Source organism: Bacteroidales bacterium (assembly GCA_021648725.1).
Lineage (GTDB): Bacteria > Bacteroidota > Bacteroidia > Bacteroidales > JAADGE01 > JAADGE01.
Genome location: JAKISF010000002.1, coordinates 140,845 through 164,509, shown reverse-complemented (window position 1 = coordinate 164,509; position 23,665 = coordinate 140,845). Strand labels below are relative to the sequence as shown.

Here is a 23,665-nt window from a genome sequence, read left to right as displayed (position 1 = left end):
CAAGGAACAAGGAAACATAATTATTAATACTCAAAATCAAACGTCATGGAAAAGAAAAAAAGCGTAAAAGCAAATTTAGAAAAAACAAAAACATTGTTTTTGTCGATCGGATTAATAATTGCGATTGCAATTGTTGTATCAGCATTCAAATGGCAGTCGGATGCTTTAGTTGAAAGTTATACAAATAATGAGGGAGAGATTCCGGAAGAAATACACGCAACCGTAACAACCTCTGAAATAGAAAAACCGAAACCGAAAACCGAAACAAAACAACAGATTATCAAAAGTTTTATTACAGATTTAATAAACGTAATACCTGACACAACAAATATTGAAGGTCCGGATATTGATTGGGGAAATCCTCCGATTGACGACTATCCGGACGAAATCGACAACACACCCTTAGTTTTCGCATCAACAATGCCGGAACCTCCGGGAGGAATCCCCGCATTGCAACGATTTATTGCAAGAAATATAAACTATCCGGCAGTTGCAAGAGAAAACGGCATTGAAGGAACTGTTTATCTTAGATTTGAAGTAACAAAAAAAGGAACTGTCGGTAAAATTGAAATAATGAATAAAGGGGTTGTTGATGAAATGCTCGAAGACGCATCAACAGATGTCATTAAAAAACTACCCAAATTTAAACCCGGAATGCATAACGGAGCCAAAGTAAATGTTTGGTTTTCTATACCCATTTCCTTTAAACTTAAGACAAATTAATTTTATTTAAATAAAAAATTGTTAACTTTGAGCCGCTCAAAAGTTAATGTCAAAAACATTTATTAACTTTTTAAAACACAAAACAATGGAAATTAAAAAAAATCCGAAAGCAAATCTCGAAAGATATAAGCTATTATTTTTAGCTGTAAGTTTAATTATCAGCCTCGGGCTTCTGGTTTCTGCATTTCAATGGCAATCACCTTCTACGGTTGAAGATTTCAGTAACGAAGAAAACATACAAGAAGAAGAAATGATGGATGTTACAAGACAAGACCAAGAAGTTGAACCCGAGCAACCACAGGAACAACAGCAACAACAAGCATTAGAAGTGTTTGACATTGTTGAAGACAACGAAGACATTGCGGATACCGAATTTGACTTCAGTGATTTTGATGAAGATGAAGACATTAATCTTGATGAAGAAGAAGTTGTTGACGATGAAATTTTTGTATTTGTAAAAAACATGCCGGAATACCCCGGAGGAATTATGGCACTAAGAAGATGGATAGGAAGCAATGTGAATTACCCTGCTGTTGCAAGAGAAAACGGAATACAAGGAACAGTTTATCTAAGGTTTGAAGTAACAAAAACCGGAGCTGTCGGGAAAGTTGAACTGCAAAAAGGTGTTGACCCTCTTCTTGACGAAGAAGCGATTAAAGTTGTAAAAAAACTTGCAAGATTTAAGCCGGGTGTGCAGAACGGAAGAAAAGTGAATGTTTGGTTTTCTCTTCCGGTAACATTTAAACTAAATTAAACTTTGGTATAATTTTAAAAGAAATTAAAATAAAAACAGCCGCTAACCGGCTGTTTTTTGTTAATTACAAAAAAAGATGATTGAAAAAGCAAAGAAAAAAAACGAAAAAGAAACTGCCGTATTAGTCGGAATCATCACCCAAGGACAAACAGAAGAACAAGTTCAGGAATACCTAAACGAACTTGAATTTTTAGCACATACTGCCGGAGCGGTCGTAAAAAAACAATTTAAGCAAAAACGAAATACTCCTGACTCTAAAACATTTGTAGGGTCCGGTAAATTTCTTGAAATAAAAGCTTTCATTAAAGCAGAAAAGGTTGATTCAATAATTTTTGACGATGAACTCAGTCCCTCACAACTTCGTAATATCGAAAAAGAATTAAACTGTAAAGTTCTCGACAGAACAAATTTAATATTAGATATTTTTGCAAGCAGAGCAAGAACATCACATGCAAAAACCCAGGTTGAGTTAGCACAATATGAATACTTATTGCCTCGATTAAGAGGTATGTGGACACACCTTGAAAGACAAAGAGGAGGGATTGGACTAAGAGGTCCGGGAGAAAAAGAAATTGAAACTGACCGAAGGATTGTCCGAGATAAAATATCTCTTCTGAAAGGACGGTTAAAAAAAATAGATAAGCAAAAAGCAGTTCAAAGAAAAAACAGAGGGAAATTAGTAAGAGTTGCTATTGTAGGCTATACAAATGTCGGAAAATCAACCTTAACAAATTTATTAAGCAAATCTGATATTTTTGCCGAAAACAAACTTTTTGCAACACTTGACACAACCGTAAGAAAAGTAGTAATAGAAAATTTACCGTTTTTAATTGCCGATACCGTAGGATTTATCAGAAAATTGCCCCATAATTTAATAGAATCATTTAAATCTACCCTCGATGAGGTGCGAGAATCAGACCTTTTAATTCATGTTGTTGACATTTCGCATGCTAATTTTGAAGAGCAAATTGATGTAGTAAACAACACTTTGAAAGAAATAGGGGCAGGAACAAAAAAAACATTTACCGTTTTCAACAAAATTGACAATTACAAATATACAAAAAAGGACGAAGACGATTTAAGCCTCGTAACAAAAGAAAACTACTCTCTTGATGAATTAAAAAAAATGTGGTTTGCAAAAGAAGAAGATTCTGTTTTTATTTCTGCTAAAAAGAAACAAAACATTGTAGCCTTAAAAGACAAGATTTATAAAGAGGTTGTGAAGATTCATAAAATTCGTTATCCGTATAATGATTTTTTATATTAAATTTGAAAGATTAACCAATAATTAATGAAACAATTTTTTTTAACCTTTCTTCTGTTTGCATATATAGCCGGGGTTTCGCAAAACAAAACAGAATTGCGACTTAAGCTTAAAAAAGGTGACGCATTTATTGTTGAAAATAAAATTGAATCTCTTACCGAGCAGATTATTATGGGGCAAAAAGAGATAATTAAAAAGAAAGATTTTATCACGTATTTATTTTTTGTAAATGCCAACCCCAATGACAGCACCTACCACATTAAAGTTACATACAAAAGAATCCGAACCGAAATTGAAAACCAAGATAATGTTTCTGTATTTGATTCCGACAGTATTGTTGAAGATTCTCCGCTAAGCTATTATTTGTCAACAATAATCAATAAAAGTTTTTATGTTGAAATAAACGCAAGAGGCGAAATATTGAAAATTGACAGCTTAAATAATGTTTTTAAACTTGATTCGGTTAACGAACTCGATGAAAGTTCAAAAACAATGCTTAAAAAACGGTTCGGAGAAGAAATGATAAAAAGAATATCTCCGGTTTCAAAATTTCCGATAAAAAGCGTACAAGAAAAAGAAAGCTGGAAAACAAGTGATACAATAAAGGTTAATATCTTGAAAGTTTATAATACAATCTGCACACTTAAAGAAATAACGAATGATACATATACCATAAACCACACATCAAATATATTTACCGATAAAAATGACGGTTTAAACACCAACGGCATCTTTCTTAATTATGATATGGAGGGAAAATCAGCCGGAACATACACTTTGTTTAAAAATTCATGCATGGTAAAAGAATCGTATGCAACACAACACATAAAAGGAACTGCAGGAATGAAGTATTCTGAAAGTTCCGAATCCGCTTTTACTTGGCCTATTGAAATAACAAATATAATTTCTGTTAAAACATATAAAATTGAGAAATAATGCGAAATAAACTAAGTTTTTCTCTTCAAGAAGTATTCTTTTTTTTAATTCTGATAGCACTTTCTGTTGCCTTTTATAACATATTTTTACCTTTTATCGGAGACAGCTTTTTAGCTTTGATTTTGGTAATTCTTTTTAAAAGACCATTTCGTTGGTTCAGAAAAAAATTTAACGGAAATACTAAAAAAGCAGCGGGATTAACCACAATTATGGTTTTTTTCACAATTGTAATTCCGCTTATGTTTATAGGTTTTATTGTTGCAAACGAAGCCGGAGAAAACTACACCAAAATAAAAAACCAATGGCCGGCTATAAAAGAACAGCTTACGGAAGAAACTATTAAAGCCCGATTTGCAGATGTTCCGCTTCTCGGAGAACATATTAATAAAATGAAGTTCTCAGATTTTGAGGATAAACTTGATGAGCTTGTTTCAACAGCAACAGAATGGGCTGTTGTAATTCTTGAAAAAACATTTACCGGATTAACATACACACTTATTCATGTGTTTATTTTACTGTTTTTGCTGTATTTTATGTTTGCCGACGGAGATAAGTTGTTGGAACGGCTTCAATATTTAATTCCCCTAAAAGATGAAGACGAAAAAGAACTAATGGATAACATAGAAAAAGTTACGGATGCAATTGTTATAAACTCTTTTATGCTCGGTATTATTGAAGGAACATACGGCGGTATTTTATTTGCCCTGCTGGGAATTCCGTCTCCTGTTTTTTGGGGGATAATTATGGCAGGCTTATCAATAATTCCTCTTGTAGGAACAAACAGCATTATGGTGCCGGCATTTTTAATTCACTTATTGTTAGGAGATTACACAACGGCATTTATTTTGCTCGGTGCCGGAACCGGTGTTATTTTAATTAATCAGAATCTTGTTCGCCCCAGGCTTGATGCAAACAGAAGCGGAATGCACACAGCTATTGCTCTTATTGCAAGTTTGGGCGGTTTGTTATGGCTGGGTGTTATCGGTTTTCTTGCCGGACCTTTACTTACGGGTTTGTTTATACTGATTTGGGATCAATACGGAAAAAAATATAAAGATAATTTAGAAGAAATGAATAAGGGTACAGAAGAAAAAAGCCCTACTTCGTAAAAAAGGCACCAATTAATTTTTGTGCATTTGCCCCGATTTTTATTTGTTGTATTTTCTTTTTCTTTAAATCAACCTCATAAAAAGCATTGTTTTGAGATAAATCTCCTATGTCATCAACGGTAAAAATATCTTTCTCAATTAAACTTCGGCTCCTTATTCCTATGTCGGCATTATATTCTCCGAATTTTCCGGAAATCGTTGTGTTTCGTAATATAAAATCGAAGAGTTTGTTTTTTTTATTGAACGGGATTTTATCATATAAAGAAACCCTCTCTTTATGAAATGATTTATTTGCAATTTGTTTTAGTGCATGCAAAATACTTATAAAATTTAACTTCCGCACAAATTGCTTTTCAACGTCATTTTTATAACCGCCGGACTCTATCAGGATTGTACTCGTACCTCTTTTTTGAATATTGTCTCCGAAAGCGGTCGGCATAAATGTGTCATCATATTTTGCTGTTTGACCGGGTATAAATTCTTGCAACATATTATTTATTGACACAATTAATTGCATTGATTTTTTTCTTTTCTCATCAATATCTTTTGCTGTATTGAAAGTTGGTGCCAAAAAAGACAGTGTTGCCGGGTTTTTTGTATTTCCGGCAGAATACCAAATATCTTGGTCATGCAAATTAAAACCGAAATCAGCATTAAGCTTATCTCTTAAGTTCATTAATATATTACTTTCCGGTGCTGCAAGTCGTAACGCATCTCGGTTAATATCAATATCTTGAGCATTCCTTCTTTTAAATTGTTCTGCCCCGTCGGGGTTAAGCATCGGAATAAAATACAATGTACAGGCTTTTAATATTTCATTTATCTCTGTTTGTAAACTTTTCGGTTTTTCAAAAAGGTTAAAGATATCAAAAAGAGTTTGAGTTGCGGTAGGTTCGTTGCCGTGCATTTGCGACCACAACATAACCTTTGTCTTACCCGTTCCTGTTTTCAAAACAAAAATTTCTCTGCCCTCGAATGATTTTCCGACTTCTTGAACTTTAAAAACAGAGCTTCTTTTTAAAACCAAGGGTAAAATATCTTTATGTTTAATCCTTCTGTGGGCTAAACTTTTTTCTTTATAAAGTTCGTAATTGTCGAATAGCTGTTTTACAAACATTGTGTTGTTCAGTTAATTTAATAAATACACAGAAACAATTAAAGTCGTTATATCTGTTTGTTTTACGGACTGTATTTCGCTCCCGATAAAATTTTTCGAGCATCTTTTTCCTCTAAAAGTTCTTTTAAGCCGGTTTGGAAATTGTGTTTCATATAACTTTCAACTATTTTATAGCCAATAAATGCTCCTGCCCTCGGAGCCGAAATGTCAGTAAAAACAGAGGTGTACGGTCCTTCTCCCGTAAATTTGCGAATTTCCAACTTATCGGTTGAAAAAAGCAACTTTCGTTCTGCAATATAATTCCAAATTTTTTGTTCGTGTTTTGTTGCCCATGCAAGTTGTTTTTTGGTATAACGCCACTTTAACGTATCGGCAGTTTTTGGGAGCATACAATTTAAATAATATTGCATCTTTCCTTCATAGATGATGTTATCTAAAAAGTTGTCGGATTCTTCCGGGTCGTAAGGATAATCTGACTCAGCCATTAAACGCATTATATCAACGGGAATCATTTCTTTTATCATTCGCCTCTTTTGGTACCTGCTGTAACCGACTTTATCATACACATCTGAATTGTGCAACCCCAAATATTTATCTAAACCCAAACCGACAGTGCTGTCAAGCATTACAACCGAATATCCGAATGAAGAAAAATATGTAATCAGTTCCGGAACATGATTTTCGGGAAAATAGTATTTATAATATTTAAACGTTTCTTCAATTACAGGAAGTTGATCTTTTTCAAAATCCGAAAATTCATTTTCAATAATAATATTAATTTCTTTCGGCTTCCAATATCTGAGAAATTCATTTAAGTTTTGTGCATAATATTCATCTTCGGAATCTCCCGTTCCAATTACCTGACTATTATACAGCTTAAAGAACTCTCCGTATTTTTGCTCATATTCGTTAACATAAAAATCAGCACTGTCAAGATTAAATTTAAACAAATCTTTTTCAAATCGCATTACTTTTATTTCGACATTAATGTCTGAAATATCAACATTATATTTGCTGTTGTTTTTGCAAGAAGAAATTAAAATTGCCGATAAGAGAAAAATAAATGAAATCTGTTTCATACAAAAGTTAATTTTTTTTTGGTGACCACGGAGCAGAAGAGCCCTTCCATTGCATTTCGTGGCTTAAATCTATTGATTCTATTACAAAAGGTCTTTCGCGAGATATGATAAACTCAAGAGTTTCAGCAACATTTTCAGGAACTAAAATCGGTGAGCCTTCCGGGTCTCCCCAAGTATTTACACCCCAAGAGTGTATTGTTGACACCCTTATTTTTCCGGCAAGTTCGTTTCTTAAAACGTGAGCAAATTGCATAATACCTGCTTTTGTTGCCGCATATACCGACTCTCCTTCTATTTTGCTTTTGGCAGACATTGATGACATAAACACAATGTGCGGGTTGTCGCTTTTAAGTAAAAGAGGAATCAGTTTTTTCGTTAACAAAAGGTGAGAATGAAGGTTTAAGGTAATCAAACGACTTATTTCTTCGTCTTTAAACTTTGAAAAACTTTCAAGAACCATTACTCCTGCGTTACTTACAAAAACATCAAGAGAGTCTGTTTTTTGTTTTAACTCATCAATAAAAGGATTTACCGATTCTGTTTTAGAAAAATCATACCCGAAATAATGAGCATTGCTTATACCTTTTTTAAAAGAGGATAATTTTGAAGCATGTAAATACAGTTCATTGTTTTTTGCTAACCTTACGGCTTCGGCTCGACCTATTCCTTTGCTTGCTCCTGTTATTAATATTTTTCGTTTCATTTTTAATTCTGTTTAAAATATTTAACAAAAATAACATAAGTTTATTGCTTAACGAAATCTAAGTTTCTTTTAAATCCTTTAAATTTTGTTCGTTTAACTGCTGATTTTTTAAATATCTTCCTGAAAACATCTTCTGTTATTTCATGCCATTCGGTTTTTGTCATTTCAAGTAAATTCGGATGAGGAATAAATCGTTCTTCATTATGAAACAACGGCTTTCGGTTATGAGGACAAACATCTTGGCAAATATCACAGCCGAAAACTCTGTTATTAAATTTATTTTTCAGCTCTTCGGGTAAATTTTCTTTAAATTCTATTGTTAAATATGAAATACACTTGTTTGCATTTACTACATAAGGCTCTTCGATTGCATTTGTGGGGCATGCATCAATACAAAGGGTGCAAGTTCCGCAGTATGAGTTCATTGGTTTGTCATATTCTAATTCAACATCAATAATTAGTTCTCCGATAAAGAAAAAAGAACCGTGTTTTGTAAGCATATTTGAATGTTTCCCTCGCCATGCAATTCCGGATAATTCTGCCCACTTTTTATCCATAACCGGAGCACTGTCGGTAAATGCTCTTCCGGAAATTTTACCAATTTTTTGACGGATAAAAATCATTAAATCTTTCATCTTATCTTTTAAAACAAAATGATAATCTTCTCCGTATGCATATTTTGAAATTACCGGTGCACCTTTGTGTTTTTGAAGCTTCTTCGGATAATACGGAAGTAATAATGAGATTACTGATTTTGAGCCCGGAACTAACTTTGTCGGATCAAGCCTTTTGTCAAAATAATTTTCCATATAGGACATTGTTCCGTTCATTCCGGATTTCAACCAATTTTCCAGATGTTTTGCTTCTTCTTCGAGAAAACGGGATTTTGAAATTCCGCATGCAAAAAAGCCGAGACGTTTTGCCTCAGCTTTAATTAGTTCTGTATTTTTTTTTGTACTATTCAAATTACAAAAACCCGAGTTCTAATTTTGCTTGTTCAGACATCATTGTTTTATCCCAAGGCGGATCAAATGTTAGTTCGACATGAACTTTGTTAGTCCCTTCGATATCGGACACCTTATCTCTTACCTCTTTTAAAATATTATCGGCTACCGGACAATTCGGAGCCGTTAAAGTCATTGTAACATCAACATTATCGTATTCATCAACTTCAACATCATATATTAATCCTAAATCATAGATATTAACAGGAATTTCAGGGTCGAAAATTGTTTTTAATACATTAAATATTTCTTTCTCTGTCTGCAATATATCTTTCTCCATCTTCAATTATTTTATTTTACATATGTTTTAACTAAAAATCTCAGGTAAACAGGAATTTTAAAAGTTTGAGCTTCGCTGCTTGACAACTGACCTGTCGTTTTTATACTAAATGTAGAAGCTTTAATGTATTCATCCATTTTTTCTTTTGATCCATTTAGTAAAACTTTACTTTCATATAAATTTGTTGTATCGCTTTTGGCTAACGGAATTTCGGTTAAGCCGTCAGCAGATATAAATAGTTCCAATGAATTAAACCGATTAAAATTATTTTCCGATAAGCTTGCCTCTTCAATTGTTACCTCTTCAATAAGTTCTGCTTCTGTTCCTTCTTTGGTCAGTAAGTTGTCAATATAAATCTCTACGCTTTGTGTTAAATCAAAATCACCAACTGTTCCTGCTGCAAATTCAACATCAACGGTTTTTTCGATGTAAAATGCATAAAACTTATACCGTTTATCACAAGAGAAAGAAAGGGTTATTAAAAGGCTTAATAAAATTGCTGTTTTTTTCATATCAGATTCTGTTTTATGTTGTTTTAATAAATATACTTAACGTGCAAATATATTAATTTTTTATTTTATCATTGAATTAAATGCCAAACCGTATGCTTTCATGTTTTTAATCATTGAAACTAAGCCGTTTGCCCTTGTCGGGGAAAGATTTTCTCTAAGTCCGATTTTTTCTATAAAAAACAAATTTGCATTCATAACTTCTTCGGGTGTTCTGTTACTTAAAATTTTGACTAATAAAGCAATAATTCCTTTTGTTATTATTGCATCACTGTCTGCCGTAAAGATAATTTTTCCGTTTTCCATTTCTCCGTTTAACCAGACTCTTGATTGGCACCCCTGAATTAAATTTGACGGTGTTTTGTTTTTTTCGCCAAATTCTTCTAAATTGTTTCCGAGTTCTATGATGTATTCGTATTTGTCCATCCATTCGTCAAACATTGCAAACTCTTCGATTATTTGGTTTTGTGCTTCTTGTATCGTCATTTTTTTAAGATAACATTATTTTTACTTTATTAATTCCGGCAATTAATTTGTCAACATCTTCTTTGGTATTATACATTGCAAAACTTGCCCTTATTGTTCCCGTAATTCCGAAATGTTTCATTGCAGGTTCTGCACAATGTGTGCCGGTTCTTACAGCAATGCCGAGTTTGTCAAGGATTAATCCGGCATCATAATGGTGAATGTTTTTCAATGTAAATGAAATCGCAGATGTTTTATGTTTTGATTTTCCTATTATTTTTAAACCGTCAATTTCTGAAAGTTTTTCTGTTGCATAGTTAAGCAAATCGGTTTCATGCTTTTGAATTTCGCTTAATCCGATGTTATTTATATATTTTATTGCTTCACTCATGCTGATTGCTCCTACATAGTTTGCTGTTCCGGCTTCAAACTTTAAGGGTAAATCTGCATACTCTGTTTTTTCAAAAGAAACGGTTTTTATCATATCTCCGCCACCTTGATAGGGCGGAAGTTTTTCTAATATATCTTCTTTTCCGTATAAAACACCTATTCCGGTTTCGGCATAAATTTTATGACCGGAAAAAGCATAAAAATCACAATTTAATTTTTGAACATTAACTTTTAAATGTTGTACGGCTTGTGCTCCGTCAATTAAAACTTTTGCTCCGAACTTATGTGCTTCGTCAATAATTTCTTCTATCGGATTTATTATTCCCAAAGAGTTGGAAACGTGAGCAACTGCTACAAGTTTTGTTTTGGGATTTAATAATGCTTTAAATTTTTCAATATCGAACTCTCCGTTTTCTTTTGCCGGAATAACTTTAAGTTTTCCTTTTTTTCTTTTGCACATCATTTGCCAAGGAACAATGTTTGAATGATGCTCTGTTTCTGCAATTAGAATTTCATCAGCCTCATTTACAAACAGTTCTCCGAATGAAAAAGCAACAAGATTTATTGCTTCTGTTGTCCCTTTCGTAAATATAACCTCCTTCGTGCTTTTTGCATTAATGAATTCTTTAACTGTTTTCCTTGCATTTTCGTATTCTTCGGTAGATTTATTGCTCAGAAGATGCACACCTCGATGAATATTTGAGTTTATCTCGGAATAAACCTGTTTGATTTTTTCAATAACTTGAACCGGTTTTTGTGTTGTTGCTCCGCTGTCAAGGTACACCAAATCTTTGCCGTATATTTTTTGTTGTAATATCGGAAAGTCAGATTTTATTTTAGCAATGTTTATCATTGTAAGGTTTTAGAGTTTAACAAATCGGGCAAATTTTCAAAGAGCAGAGACCTTCGGTTTTTTGACCTTTTAATCTCTTGTTTACCAGATAGCTTACAAAATCTTGGTATGGTTTAACGGAAATATCATCAAGAACATCTGCCGTAAATGCAGACATTAGCAATATTTTAGCTTTTTTTTCAGGAATTCCTCTCGTTTGCATATAAAAAAGGGCTTCTTTGTCAAGTTGTCCTATTGTGGAGCCGTGAGCACAACTTACGTCATCGGCATATATTTCAAGTTGCGGACGGCTGTGTGCTGTTGCATTATCCGTTAAAAGCAAGTTTTTATTTGACTGTGTTGCATCCGTTTTTTGAGCATCGGGAGCAACAAAAACTTTTCCTGTAAAAACAGACTTTGCTTTATTGTCAATAATCCCTTTGTAAAGTTGATTGCTTTTACAATTAGGTTTTGAATGTTTGATGTTTATATAATTGTCAAAGTGTTGTTCTTTGTCGGGAAAGTAAACACCTTTTAAATCTGTTTCGCAATTTTCTCCGAGAAAATCAACATGTATTTCGTTTCTGACTAATGTTCCGCATAAACTTGCGGTATTAGATTTAAAAATGCTGTTTGTGTTTTGATTAATAAATGTGTTGTTTATATGACTTGCAAAGTTTCCTTCTCCCTCAAACATATAAAATTCTGTCGATGAGTTTTCTCCGCAAATAATTTCGGTTACAACATTGTTTAGTGTGAAATCTTCTGAAAATGAATGGTATGAACTTATTATTTTAACTTTTGTATGTGTTCCTGTAATAATTAAATTTCTTGTTTGAGAAAAAACTTTTTGATTATCACCGTGAATAAAGTTTACAAGATGTATAGGATTCTCTATTACAACATTATCAGGAATGTAAATAAAAGCCCCGTCTTGTGCATAAACCGAGTTAATTGCTGCAAAAAAGTTGTTTTTTTGTAAGTTTGTTGAGCAATATTTATCTTGAATCAGCTTTTTATATTTTCCTTTTGCATCTTTTAACGAACCAATAAATATATCATTCGTTGATTGTGAAATTTTAGATTTTTCCTGAATAAAATATCCGTTTACAAAAACAAGTCTGTCTGCATTTAAGCCGTAGAATGAAAATGTTTCAACAAATTCATCCGGTACCGGTTTCTTTTTCCCGAGAACAAAACCGTGCTTAAAAATGCGTTTTAGGTCTGTACTCTTCCATTCCTCCGTCTTGCTGTCAGGTATTTTTGTTTGGTTAATTTCATTAATACAATCCGACAGTTTTTCAGAAGACAAAAACGCATTTTCGGTTTTTAACAGATTTAATAGTTCTTTCTTTTTTTCTTCCAAGTTAATCATCCGTGCTTGTTTTATTTATTATCAGCATCACTTTTTATTTTATCATAACCGATTTCTTCCAACTCTAATGCAAGTTCTTTACCTCCGGATTTTACAATTTTGCCGTCGTATAAAACATGAACAAAATCCGGAACAATAAAATCTAATAACCTTTGATAATGTGTAATTACAATGCTTGCATTATCTTTTGTTTTGAGTTTGTTTACCCCGTTTGCGACAATTCGTAATGCATCAATATCTAAACCCGAATCAGTTTCATCCAAAATAGACAAATCAGGTTTGAGCATTGCCATTTGAAAAACTTCATTTTTTTTCTTTTCTCCGCCGGAAAAACCTTCATTAACAGCCCTTCCGTCAAGTTTTGCATCCATTTCGACTAATGCTTTTTTTTCTTTCATATAAGTTAGAAATTCTGATGCCGGCATAGGTTTTAATCCTTTATGTATTCTTTGTTCGTCAAGAGCGGCTCGCATAAAATTTGTGATGCTTACGCCCGGTATTTCAACCGGATATTGAAAAGCTAAAAATATTCCCTCCCTTGAGCGTTCTTCGGGTAATAAGTCCAATAAGTTTTTTCCTTTAAACACAAGCTTACCTCCGGTAACTTTAAAAATATCTCTTCCTGCAAGGACAGAAGCAAGTGTGCTTTTTCCGGAACCGTTAGGCCCCATAATTGCATGAACTTCGCCGGCTTTTATTTCTAAATTAATTCCCTTTAATATTTCTTTGCCGTTTATTTCGGCTTTTAAATTTGTTATTTTAAGCATAATAATAATTCACTAGGTTATAATTTGTAATAATAAGCAAGGTTTGCGGAAAATACTTGATTTTGGACAAACCAATAATTGCTGTTTGTTGTTTCGGGGTCAAAAATGTTTGACAACCCGTGACTGTACAAAAACCGTAACTCAACAAAACTCTTTTTTAAATCAAAACTGTAACCGACTCCGGCATCCAAACCGAATTCAAATTTTGTATCTGCTGTGTTTTTATATGTTTCTGTTCCGGTGGCGAATTCAATATTGTCACTCAATAACCAAGAAATGTGAGGGCCTGCATAAAAGTTTATGTGGCTTTTCTTTTTTCCTGTTCTGATATTCATTAAGGGCGACAATTCGAGATATTTCGGAATATACCTGAACAAAACCGGAGTAATAGCGACACTCTCTGCGTTATATGACAGTTCTGCGTAACCCCCTTTTGAAATATACTTTAAGTCAACAGATAAGCCTACAAGCTTTTCTGAAAAGTTTTTAAAAGAAAGGCCGCCTGAAAAAGAATTCAGATAAGGGTTCCCTACGTTTACTTGTATACTTGGGTCGTTGTAGATTATGAAAACAGTACTTGTAATACCGCTTACATGAAAACCGATATAATTTTGAGTTTCCCATTTTTCTTCTTGCGAAAAAGAGAGTGTTTGTAAAAGCAAGTTTAAAAATAATATGTATGTAAATTTTTTCATAATTTTCACCCTACACTTCCTTCAAGAGTTAATGATAACAACTTTTTTGCTTCTGTTGCAAACTCCATCGGCAGCTTATTTAAGACTTCTTTTGCAAACCCGTTTACGATTAAACTTATAGAACTCTCTGTATCTAAGCCCCTTTGATTACAGTAAAAAATTTGGTCTTCCGCAATTTTTGATGTTGTTGCTTCATGCTCAACAATTGCGGTTGAATTATCAACATTTATATACGGAAATGTATGTGCTCCGCATTTATCTCCTATCAACAAAGAATCACACTGCGAATAGTTTCTGGCATTACTTGCCGTTTTTTTAATATCAACCAAGCCTCTGTATGTATTATTGCTTTTCCCCAAAGATATTCCTTTTGAGATAATTGTACTTTTTGTATTTCTGCCTACATGAATCATTTTTGTGCCGGTATCAGCCTGTTGATGATTGTTTGTAACGGCAACGGAATAAAATTCACTTACGGAATGATTTCCTTTAAGAATCGTACTCGGATATTTCCATGTAACTGCAGAGCCGGTTTCAACCTGTGTCCATGATATTTTTGAGTTATCTCCTTTGCAAATTCCTCTTTTGGTTACGAAATTATAAATTCCTCCTTTTCCTTCTTTATTTCCGGGATACCAATTTTGGACGGTCGAATATTTTATTTCGGCATCTTTCATGGCAATAAGTTCAACAACAGCGGCATGAAGTTGGTTTTCATCTCTTTGAGGAGCCGTGCACCCTTCAAGGTAACTTACATAGCTTCCTTCATCGGCAATTACCAATGTTCTTTCAAACTGCCCTGTATTTGCCTGGTTTATACGAAAATATGTCGAAAGCTCAACGGGACATCTTACACCTTTCGGGATGTATGCAAAAGAACCGTCAGTAAAAACTGCGGAATTTAGAGCTGCATAAAAATTATCTCTTGCGGGGACAACCGTAGCTAAATATTTTTTTATTAAATCCGGATGCTCTCGAATTGCTTCACTTATTGAGCAAAATATAATGCCGAGTTCTCCTAAGGTTTTTTGGAAAGTTGTGTGAACTGAAACGCTGTCCATAACAACATCAACAGCAACACCTGAAAGTATCTTTTGCTCTTCAAGCGGAACACCGAGTTTATTAAAAGTTTCAATTATTTCCGGGTCAACTTCGTCTAAACTGTTATATTTCGGCGTATTTTTTGGTGTTGCAAAATAACTAATGCCTTGAAAATCTGGCTTAGTATAGTTTAGTAAAGCCCAATCGGGTTCTTTTTGTTTTTTCCAATATTCAAACGCCTTTAATCTGAACGCAAGCATAAATTCCGGTTCTTCTTTCTTTTTTGAAATGGCTCTTATTACATCTTCATCTAACCCGACAGGAAAGACATCCATTTCTATATCAGTAACAAAGCCGGCTTTGTATTCTTTTTCTTTCAGTTCATTTATTATTTTATCGTCTTTTCCCATAAAACTTAAGTTATTTAGAACCATTCTAAATTGTGTGCAAATATAAATATTTTTTTCATTCGGGAAACAAATTTTCAAATTAAATTGAGTTATTTTTTTTACAATTACTATCTTTACAATTTTAACAACTTAAACATAATATAATTATGAAAAAAAAAGTATCGTACCTCTTTGTTTTATTGTTTATTTTCGGAATATTATCTGTAAACAGTTGCTATACAAAAAAAAATGGGATTGTTCCTTGTCCGCACGGGTTTAATAACGGAAATATTGAAAATATTGATGCCGTTCCTACGGAGAAAGTATAGTACACATATAAGAATTATAAGACCTGTCAGAAAATGAAAGCTTGGCAGGTCTTGGTTTTAAAAAGAAATGGAGCAAAAATTAAAAATATTACATTCCGGGCTCAAAGGAGAAGTACACTTCGACCAAACCCACCGAATAATATATTCAACTGATGCTTCCGCATATAAAGAAAAACCTTCGGCAGTTACTTTTCCGAAGGATATTGAGGATATTAAGCAAATTATTTCTTTTGTTAACTCCTATATTGCCGGGATAGCCCAAAGTTGTGCCGACAATATAAGTATCATTCCTCGCGGAGCAGGAACTTCCCTTGCGGGACAAGTTACCGGAAACGGGATTGTGGTTGATGTTTCAAAATATATGAATAAAATTTTGCATCTTGATGTTGAAAATAAACTTGTTACCGTTCAACCGGGTGTGATTTTAACAGACTTGAATAACTATTTGAAACGTCACGGCTTATTTTTCGGACCGGAAACCTCTACGGCAAACCGTTGCACCATCGGCGGAATGGCAGGAAACAATGCTTGCGGACTACATTCCGTAATTTACGGCAGCACAAGAGACTACACGCATTCTATAAAAGCAATCCTCAGTAACGGGGAGGAAGTTGTTTTCGGGGAGCTTTCAAAAAATGAATTTTTCGAAAAATTAAAACTTCAAAATCTTGAAGGAAAAATATACCAAAAAATTTATAAAATTCTTTCCGATAAGGGAATTCAAAAAGAAATTGAAAAACAATTTCCCGACAAGGAAATTATGCGAAGAAATACCGGCTATGCTCTCGATTTATTATCTGACAATGAAATTTTCAGCAAAAGCAAAAAGAAATTTAATTTTTGCAAACTTCTTGCAGGTTCGGAAGGAACTTTGGCTTTCACAACAGAAATAACTTTAAAATTAGTTGAACTTCCGCCGAAAGAAAAGGCATTAATTGTTCCGCATTTCAGCAAATTGGAAGATGCTTTTTATGCAAATTTAATTGCTCTGAAATTTAAACCCGGTGCGGTTGAGTTAACGGACAAAAAAATTCTTGATTTAACAAAAAAATCAAAAGGGTTAGAAAAAAATCGTTTCTTTTTGAAAGGCGAACCTGAGGCAATTCTGATAATAGAATTTACAAGAGAAAGCATTGAGGAAATTATTCAAATTGCCGAAAACATGAAAAATGATATGCGAAATGCCGGTTACGGCTATCACTTTCCGATTATACGGGGCGATGAGATTAAAAAAGTTTGGGATTTGCGAAGAGCCGGTTTGGGAGTTTTGTCGAATATGCCGGGCGATGCTCGCCCTGTAAGTTTGGTTGAAGATACTGCAGTGAGAGTTGACAAACTGCCTGCATATATTTTCGATTTTCAAAAACTTCTGTCAAAATATAATTTAGATTGTGTTTATCATGCACATATTGCAACAGGAGAGTTGCATTTGCGACCGATTTTAAATTTGAAGGATAAAAAAGATGTTGAACTGTTCAAAACGATAGGATACGAAACGGCAAAACTCGTTAAAAAATACGGCGGTTCATTAAGCGGAGAACACGGCGACGGCAGACTGAGAGGAGAGTTTATTCCGCTTATGTACGGAGAAAGAATTTATAATCTTTTTAAAGAAGTTAAAAAAGTTTTTGACCCCAAAAACATCTTTAATCCCGGAAAAATTACCGATACTTTGCCAATGAATGAACATTTACGATATATTCCCGGTAATGAAACAAAAAAAATTGAAACAACTTTTGATTTTTCGTCAACGGGAGGATATTTGCGTGCAGCAGAAAAATGCAACGGCTCCGGCGATTGCATAAAAACCAATGCCGCAGGCGGAACAATGTGCCCTTCTTACAGGGCAAGTAAAGACGAAAAAAACAGCACACGAGCAAGGGCAAATATGCTGCGTGAGGTGATTACAAACAGCGATAACCCATTCAACAACAAAGACTTATACAACATACTTGACCTTTGCCTGTCGTGTAAAGCATGCAAAAGCGAATGTCCTTCAAATGTTGACGTAACGAAGTTAAAAGCCGAATTTTTACAGCAATATTACGACAAAAACGGTATTCCTTTCAGAAGTCGCATTGTTGCAAATATCACAAAAATAAATCGTTTGCTTTCGGTTGTACCGGCTGTTTCAAACTTTTTTCTTAAAAGCAAAATTTTTTATAAACCGGCAATGCGATTAATTGGGTTTTCAACAAAAAGAAAAATGCCGACTTTATCGCCGAAAACTTTGAAAAAAGCATTTAAAAAAATGCCGAAATCAAAGCATAAAAGAAAGGTTTATTTATTTGCCGACGAGTTTACGAATTACAATGATGCCGATATAGGAATTAAAGCAGTCCGCCTTTTGGAAAAATTGGGTTATGTGGTTGCTATTCCCGATATTTCGGAAAGCGGAAGGACATATTTGTCAAAAGGATTGGTAAGAAAAGCAAAGCAAATTGCTGAAAAAAACATTGCTGTTTTAAAAGATATAATTTCGGAGAAAACACCGCTTTTAGGAATTGAACCTTCGACAATTTTAACTTTCAGAGATGAATATCCGGATTTTTTTAAAGATGCAAAACAAAAAGATATTGCTTTACAGTTGGGGAAAAACTGTTTGATGACAGATGAATTTCTGGCAAAAGAAATGAAGTCCGGAAACATTGTAAAAGAGCAATTTACAAAAGAGCCGAAACAGATAAAACTTCACGGACATTGCCAGCAGAAAGCTGTTGCTTCAACCGATGCTACAAAACTTATTTTGTCATTTCCGAAGAATTATACGGTTGAGGAAATTCCGTCGGGCTGTTGCGGGATGGCAGGAAGTTTTGGATTCGAAAAAGAACATTATGAGCTTTCGATGAAGATAGGAGAGTTAACTTTGTTTCCGGAAATTAGAAAAAGCAAAAAAGAAACAGTTATTGTTGCTCCGGGAACAAGTTGCAGGTGCCAAATAAAAGACGGAACAGGCAGAGATGCTGTTCATCCGATTGATATTTTATCGGAAGCGGTTTTGAAATGAATTTAAAAGTGCTGTCATTAAAATCGCCGGGAATTTTTGGTCTGACGGTAAAAATATACCTATACATCATTATTGCGACTTTTTAGATTTTTTGAATGAATTTTTGAATCCAATTTTTCAGAACTAATTTTTGTGAAAATTTTTCAAATAGAATTAGTACCGATAACGCTACAAAAACACCAAGAATAATATCAATGATATAATGATGTCCTGAATATACTGCAGAGAACCATATGCCAATCATAAATATTCCAAACAACCAATTGATTTTAAATAGTCGCTTTTTTATTCCGTAGAACAAAACAACAACAGGGTAAGATGCATGGAGTGATGGAATTGCAGCTAAAACATTTGCATTTTTATTATAAATACCTTCAAATACCGGAATTCCTGTGATTTCGTCAAAACGAGCAAGACCGGCACTGTTTCCTTGTACTCCCATATGTAAGTCGAATCCATAAATATCAACATACCAAGGCGGAGCAGCCGGATAAATATAATAGATTATAAAACCGACTATGTTTACAAATAAGAAGACTAATGAAAATTTCACAAACAATAGTTTGTCTTTAAAAAAAAGGTAAACGGCAAAAGCAAGTGGGATCGGAACCCAGTTAATATAAAATAAGCCGGAAAGAATGTCTAAAAACTTACTGTGGTTAAGGTTGAAGTATTCATTAGGAGTAAGTAATACATTATTAATATTTATACCGAATAATGCTTTTTCAAATTCATAGGGTTCACGAATATGTACTTGTGAAACTTCATAATTAGGGATAATTCTCATGGAATCGTAAATAATCCAATAAACTATAAATAATGAAAAACCAGTAATGAATTTTCGTGTATTTTCGTGAGCATAAAACAAAGTGAGCCAAAGAAAAACAAGGAAATAATGTTCTTCTCTTATTCCTCCGATAATCATATTCCAAATTAAGTATGCAATAACAAGCAAACTATTTATGGCAATGTTTTTTTTGGTAAATCTTTGAAAGTTCATTTTTTATTAATGTCTGACTAATTGTTTATTATTTTTTCATATCTATTCTCATTTGTTACAATATCTTTCCCGAATAGCTCTATGTATTTAACATCCGGCCATAGCCCGGAGTTATCTGCAAAAATATATTGACGCTCCAAAAGAGCTAATTTACCGTTAATCATCATATAAACCGCTGCCTTGTAGGGTGCTTCTTGTTTTAACCAAAGTTTTCGCTTATCGTATGCAACAAGTTCAATTTGATAATAATGCTTATGTGATTTTATTTTTTTAAATTCTAAACCATATGCAAATTTCTTTTCAATTGCACGCAATTCCATTTTTTGCCCTTGCTCTTCATATCTGACCCAGTATACATTTATCGGTTTATTATCAATAAGATTTCCGTCTCTGTCAAAATTTGCATCGTAGATTATTGTATTCTTATTATGATTTCGTTGAATATAAAACAGTAATTCCTTGTTTTTTTCAGGAATAGGATAATCGTTTTGAGCCGGAAGTTGTAATGTTAACAATCCGAAGCATATAATTAATATTGAAATAATTATTTTCATTCGTATTAGAGTAATTTTTCTTTTTTGTACCAAGTAATTGCTTCTTTAATGCCTTTTTTTAAATCATATTTGGGAATAAACCCAAAATCATTTCTAATCGCACTACTGTCACAAAGCCAGTTTTTACAGGAAATTATTTTATATTTTTCAGTGTTTAAAGTCGGAACTTTCCTAAAAACAGAATATATTTTTTCGTTTATAAAAGCTAAGGTCTTAACAAAAAGTTTAGGGAAAATAATTCGAATGGTTTTTTTGTTTAATTGTTCTTTTACAACATTATTAAATTCTTTGGCTGTGTATTGTTTCAAATCTGTTGCAAAATAGGATTTGCCTGAAACCGTTGATTCAACTGCATCAAAAATCAAACGAGCTAAATCTTTTACATATATAAAAGTAATGTATTGTTCAGATGTGCCGACATATGTTTCAATTCCCATTTTAACTCCTTTATATAAAAGGAAGTAATCTTTTTCTCGAGGGCCGTATACACCTGTCGGTCTGAAAATTAAATGTGGAAGAGTTTCAATAGATTTAATATACCGCTCTGCTTTCAATTTACTTTCTCCATATTTTGAAATCGGTTTTGGGTCGTCTGAATCTTTTATCGGTTGAAGAGTATCTTCATTTCCGGGGCCAAAAGCTTCAAGACTGCTGATGTAAATAAATTTATCAGGAAAACCGACCGTTTCGTTTAAAGCCTCTATAAGGTTTTGTGTGCTTTTAAAATTAACCTTGTCAAAATCTTCCTTTTTTAGTGCTTTAGTAATTCCGGCATTGTGAATCACATAATCGAACTTATCAAAGGTTCTTAATTTCTCACACAGTACATTTTTATCTGATAAGTCCACATTAAGAAACTTAATATCCGGGTGTGTCAGATAAGTTTTCGAACTTGTACTTCTGATGCCTGCATATACTTCATAGTTCCTTTTCAAAGCTTCCTCAACAAGAAAACCTCCGATAAAACCCCCAGCACCGGTAATTAAAATTTTTTTCACTGTTATTTCTTATTAAATATCTTTTTTTATATATGCTCGTCTCCGTATATGTTGGCGGCTATTATAAACACTAAATATCTGAGTAGCAGCACTATTATTTTCTAAGGCATGGCTTGTAATTGCTGTTTTAATACCGTTATCAATATAAGCTTGCATTAACTCATTGAAGAAAACAGCAGCCACTCCTTTTTTAATATAATCAGGCCTTACACCCTGTAAAAACATATCTACAGTATCATTCTTCTTTAAAGCCTTCAATATTTTGATAAATCCGAAAGGGAATAACTTTCCTTTGGCTTTTTGTAAGGCTTTTGACAATGATAAAATTGTTATACCGAAACCAACAACTTCGTCATTCTTATCTAATACAAAACATACATATTTAGTATTTATCAGTGAAAAATATTCTTTCGCATAATAATCTATTTGTTTCTCTGTAAGCGGAACATAACCGTAAAGGTGAGCAAAGGATTTATTCTGAGTTTCGAACATACTCTTAGCATAGGGTAAAACATCTTTTGCTTTTTTTGCCTTTAATATTCTTAAATCATATTTTTTTAAAACGATATTACTGATACGCTTGACCCTTTCAGGTACTTTTTTCGGCACTTTAATTTCGGACTGAACCCAATCAACATCTTTTACATAGCCGAGTTTCTCTATATGAACCGGATAATAGGAGTAATTATACAGTGTCGCCTGAGTTCCGATTTCATCAAAACCTTCTACCAACATTCCTTCTAGATCCATATCTGAGAAGCCTAAAGGGCCGTGCACTGCCGTCAGTTCATTTTCTTTTGCCCAGCTTTCTACTGTTTTAATCAAAGCAGATGAAACTTCGATATCATCTATAAAATCAATCCATCCGAAACGCATATTTTTCTCTTTCCAAATCTCATTTGATTTATGATTGATAATTCCGGCAATTCTCCCTGCAAGTTTATCATCTTTATAGGCTAACCAATATTTTGATTCGCAAAAATCAAAAGCAGGATTCTTTTTTTTCGATAATGTAGATCTTTCAAAAGAATGCAACTGCGGCACTCTATATTTATTACCTTTATACAACTTATCGGGAAAACTAATAAATTTTTTGAGGTCTGATTTGGACTTTACCTCTGTTATTTTAACATTTTTCATATTAACTAAATTGTGGGATTTTAATTTTTTCAATTTGAGCTCTGCTTTTCACAAGTTTTTCAACAGCTATTTCGATTTGTTCTTTTGTGTGATTCGTCATTAAAGAAAATCTGAGAATCCCCTGATCTTTTGCAACTGCCGGATGAACAACCGGATTTACATATACCCCATTTTCCAATAACATTGATGAATAGACAAAGGTATTAATATCATTTCCTATAAAAATGGGTATAATGGGCGATTCACTATTCCCGATGTCAAAGTTTTCTTGTTGAAGGCATTTTTTCGCATAATTCGTATTATCCCATAAACGACTGATTCTTTCAGGTTCAGCTTTTATTATTTCTAAGGCTTTTAAAACTGTTGCCGCTGAAGCCGGCGGAATACTCGCACTAAAAATCAAAGACCGAGCATGATGCTTAATGTAATTAATCGTTTCAAAATCTCCTGCAACAAAACCACCGAGAGAGGCAAGTGTTTTACTGAATGTTCCCATAATAAGATCTGTTTTATCGGTCACATTAAATTCCGCAGCTGTTCCTTCACCCTTAGCACCCAACACTCCAAGAGCATGGGCATCATCAACCATAACGGATGCTGAATATTTATCGGCTAAATCACAAATTTTATCCATCTGAGCAATATCGCCTTCCATGCTGAATATCCCGTCTGTGACAATCAATGTTATTTGATTTTTATCTGTTTTTTGAAGAACCTTTTCCAGAGAGCCCATATCGTTATGGCGATATTTCAGCGTTTTTCCGTAGGTTAATCTGGTTCCCTCTATAATGGATGCATGATTTTTTTCATCAGAAATAATATAATCATTTCGTCCTACAACTGTAGAAATTGTGCCGATATTGGTTTGAAAACCTGTACTGAATACAGTTGCTGCAGGCTTTTTAACAAAATCTGCTAATTTAATTTCGAGTTCTTCATGCAAATCAAGGTTTCCATTCATTAACCTTGAACCTGAAGCTCCGGTACCGTACTTATCTATAGCAGTTTTTGCAGCTTTTTTTAGTTCCGGATGATTGGTTAAGCTAAGGTAACTGTTTGAACCAAACATTAATACATCTTTCCCTTTAAGCTTTACTACTGCATCTTGCCCTGATTCAATCGGGTGATAAAAAGGATAAATCCCTTTTTTCTTTGCAAGCTGAGGGATGTTAAACTTTGAATATTTTTGTTGAAGTTGTCTCATA

24 protein-coding genes are annotated in these 23,665 nt (G+C 33.5%); 7 read left to right on the top strand and 17 right to left on the bottom strand.

The window, feature by feature from the left end; genetic code table 11:
* Window positions 1–45: 45 nt before the first annotated feature.
* From L3J35_01645 to L3J35_01625, 5 genes are all read left to right on the top strand, one after another.
* Window positions 46–723, top strand: coding sequence for a TonB family protein (locus tag L3J35_01645; protein MCF6364883.1), 678 nt, complete (start codon window positions 46–48; stop codon window positions 721–723).
* 85 nt (window positions 724–808) lie between these two features.
* The gene (locus tag L3J35_01640; protein MCF6364882.1) at window positions 809–1,477 is read left to right on the top strand and encodes an energy transducer TonB; all 669 of its coding nucleotides are present in this window, start codon (window positions 809–811) and stop codon (window positions 1,475–1,477) included.
* Window positions 1,478–1,553: 76 nt separating this feature from the next.
* Window positions 1,554–2,744, top strand: a complete 1,191-nt coding sequence (gene hflX / locus L3J35_01635; protein MCF6364881.1) for a GTPase HflX — start codon at window positions 1,554–1,556, stop codon at window positions 2,742–2,744.
* 24 nt (window positions 2,745–2,768) lie between these two features.
* A complete protein-coding gene (locus L3J35_01630) occupies window positions 2,769–3,677 on the top strand; it encodes a DUF6263 family protein (protein ID MCF6364880.1) in 909 nt (302 codons plus the stop codon).
* Window positions 3,677–4,786, top strand: coding sequence for an AI-2E family transporter (locus L3J35_01625; protein ID MCF6364879.1), 1,110 nt, complete (start codon window positions 3,677–3,679; stop codon window positions 4,784–4,786). The genes L3J35_01630 and L3J35_01625 overlap by 1 nt, the downstream gene beginning before the upstream one ends.
* On the opposite strand, the gene L3J35_01620 is transcribed toward L3J35_01625, so the two are convergent.
* From L3J35_01620 to sufB, 12 genes are all read right to left on the bottom strand, one after another.
* Window positions 4,776–5,903: a hypothetical protein gene (locus L3J35_01620; protein ID MCF6364878.1), complete on the bottom strand. Its 1,128-nt coding sequence runs from the start codon at window positions 5,901–5,903 to the stop codon at window positions 4,776–4,778. The two genes, L3J35_01625 and L3J35_01620, sit on opposite strands and share 11 nt — an antisense overlap.
* Before the next feature lie 62 nt (window positions 5,904–5,965).
* Entirely contained in the window at window positions 5,966–6,982 is a 1,017-nt protein-coding gene (locus L3J35_01615; GenBank protein MCF6364877.1) for a hypothetical protein, read from the bottom strand.
* A 7-nt stretch (window positions 6,983–6,989) separates the two neighbouring features.
* Window positions 6,990–7,685 (bottom strand): SDR family oxidoreductase, encoded by a 696-nt coding sequence (locus L3J35_01610; GenBank protein ID MCF6364876.1) that lies wholly within the window; start codon window positions 7,683–7,685, stop codon window positions 6,990–6,992.
* Between the two features lie 41 nt (window positions 7,686–7,726).
* Window positions 7,727–8,650 carry a tRNA epoxyqueuosine(34) reductase QueG gene (gene queG / locus L3J35_01605; protein ID MCF6364875.1) on the bottom strand — a complete coding sequence of 308 codons (924 nt, stop codon included), beginning with the start codon at window positions 8,648–8,650 and terminating at the stop codon, window positions 7,727–7,729.
* Window position 8,651: 1 nt separating this feature from the next.
* Entirely contained in the window at window positions 8,652–8,969 is a 318-nt protein-coding gene (locus L3J35_01600; protein MCF6364874.1) for an iron-sulfur cluster assembly protein, read from the bottom strand.
* Window positions 8,970–8,980: 11 nt separating this feature from the next.
* Window positions 8,981–9,481, bottom strand: coding sequence for a hypothetical protein (locus L3J35_01595; protein ID MCF6364873.1), 501 nt, complete (start codon window positions 9,479–9,481; stop codon window positions 8,981–8,983).
* Window positions 9,482–9,541: 60 nt separating this feature from the next.
* On the bottom strand, window positions 9,542–9,964 hold the full coding sequence (locus L3J35_01590; GenBank protein MCF6364872.1) for a SufE family protein: 423 nt from the start codon (window positions 9,962–9,964) through the stop codon (window positions 9,542–9,544).
* Window positions 9,965–9,968: 4 nt separating this feature from the next.
* Window positions 9,969–11,186 (bottom strand): cysteine desulfurase, encoded by a 1,218-nt coding sequence (locus L3J35_01585; protein MCF6364871.1) that lies wholly within the window; start codon window positions 11,184–11,186, stop codon window positions 9,969–9,971.
* A 16-nt stretch (window positions 11,187–11,202) separates the two neighbouring features.
* Window positions 11,203–12,540 (bottom strand): Fe-S cluster assembly protein SufD, encoded by a 1,338-nt coding sequence (gene sufD, locus L3J35_01580; protein ID MCF6364870.1) that lies wholly within the window; start codon window positions 12,538–12,540, stop codon window positions 11,203–11,205.
* Between the two features lie 11 nt (window positions 12,541–12,551).
* Window positions 12,552–13,307, bottom strand: coding sequence for a Fe-S cluster assembly ATPase SufC (gene sufC, locus L3J35_01575; GenBank protein MCF6364869.1), 756 nt, complete (start codon window positions 13,305–13,307; stop codon window positions 12,552–12,554).
* A gap of 17 nt (window positions 13,308–13,324) precedes the next feature.
* On the bottom strand, window positions 13,325–14,002 hold the full coding sequence (locus L3J35_01570; protein MCF6364868.1) for a PorT family protein: 678 nt from the start codon (window positions 14,000–14,002) through the stop codon (window positions 13,325–13,327).
* 5 nt (window positions 14,003–14,007) lie between these two features.
* Window positions 14,008–15,453, bottom strand: coding sequence for a Fe-S cluster assembly protein SufB (sufB, locus tag L3J35_01565; GenBank protein ID MCF6364867.1), 1,446 nt, complete (start codon window positions 15,451–15,453; stop codon window positions 14,008–14,010).
* A 146-nt stretch (window positions 15,454–15,599) separates the two neighbouring features.
* Here sufB and L3J35_01560 point away from each other — a divergent pair, with 146 nt between their 5' ends.
* Together L3J35_01560 and L3J35_01555 are read left to right on the top strand one after the other, a co-directional pair.
* Entirely contained in the window at window positions 15,600–15,761 is a 162-nt protein-coding gene (locus L3J35_01560; GenBank protein MCF6364866.1) for a hypothetical protein, read from the top strand.
* A gap of 67 nt (window positions 15,762–15,828) precedes the next feature.
* Window positions 15,829–18,768, top strand: coding sequence for an FAD-binding protein (locus L3J35_01555; GenBank protein MCF6364865.1), 2,940 nt, complete (start codon window positions 15,829–15,831; stop codon window positions 18,766–18,768).
* An 82-nt stretch (window positions 18,769–18,850) separates the two neighbouring features.
* Here the strand turns inward: L3J35_01555 and L3J35_01550 are convergent, their stop codons facing one another.
* From L3J35_01550 to L3J35_01530, 5 genes are read right to left on the bottom strand one after another with little or no spacing between them, the layout of a single operon-like run.
* The gene (locus L3J35_01550) at window positions 18,851–19,768 is read right to left on the bottom strand and encodes a phosphatase PAP2 family protein (GenBank protein MCF6364864.1); all 918 of its coding nucleotides are present in this window, start codon (window positions 19,766–19,768) and stop codon (window positions 18,851–18,853) included.
* A gap of 17 nt (window positions 19,769–19,785) precedes the next feature.
* Window positions 19,786–20,322 (bottom strand): DUF4833 domain-containing protein, encoded by a 537-nt coding sequence (locus L3J35_01545; protein ID MCF6364863.1) that lies wholly within the window; start codon window positions 20,320–20,322, stop codon window positions 19,786–19,788.
* 5 nt (window positions 20,323–20,327) lie between these two features.
* Window positions 20,328–21,320 (bottom strand): NAD(P)-dependent oxidoreductase, encoded by a 993-nt coding sequence (locus L3J35_01540; GenBank protein ID MCF6364862.1) that lies wholly within the window; start codon window positions 21,318–21,320, stop codon window positions 20,328–20,330.
* Window positions 21,321–21,332: 12 nt separating this feature from the next.
* Complete coding sequence (locus tag L3J35_01535; protein ID MCF6364861.1) at window positions 21,333–22,460, bottom strand: N-acetyltransferase; 1,128 nt, start codon at window positions 22,458–22,460, stop codon at window positions 21,333–21,335.
* Between the two features lies 1 nt (window position 22,461).
* The gene (locus L3J35_01530; protein MCF6364860.1) at window positions 22,462–23,664 is read right to left on the bottom strand and encodes an aminotransferase class I/II-fold pyridoxal phosphate-dependent enzyme; all 1,203 of its coding nucleotides are present in this window, start codon (window positions 23,662–23,664) and stop codon (window positions 22,462–22,464) included.
* Window position 23,665 lies beyond the last annotated feature (1 nt).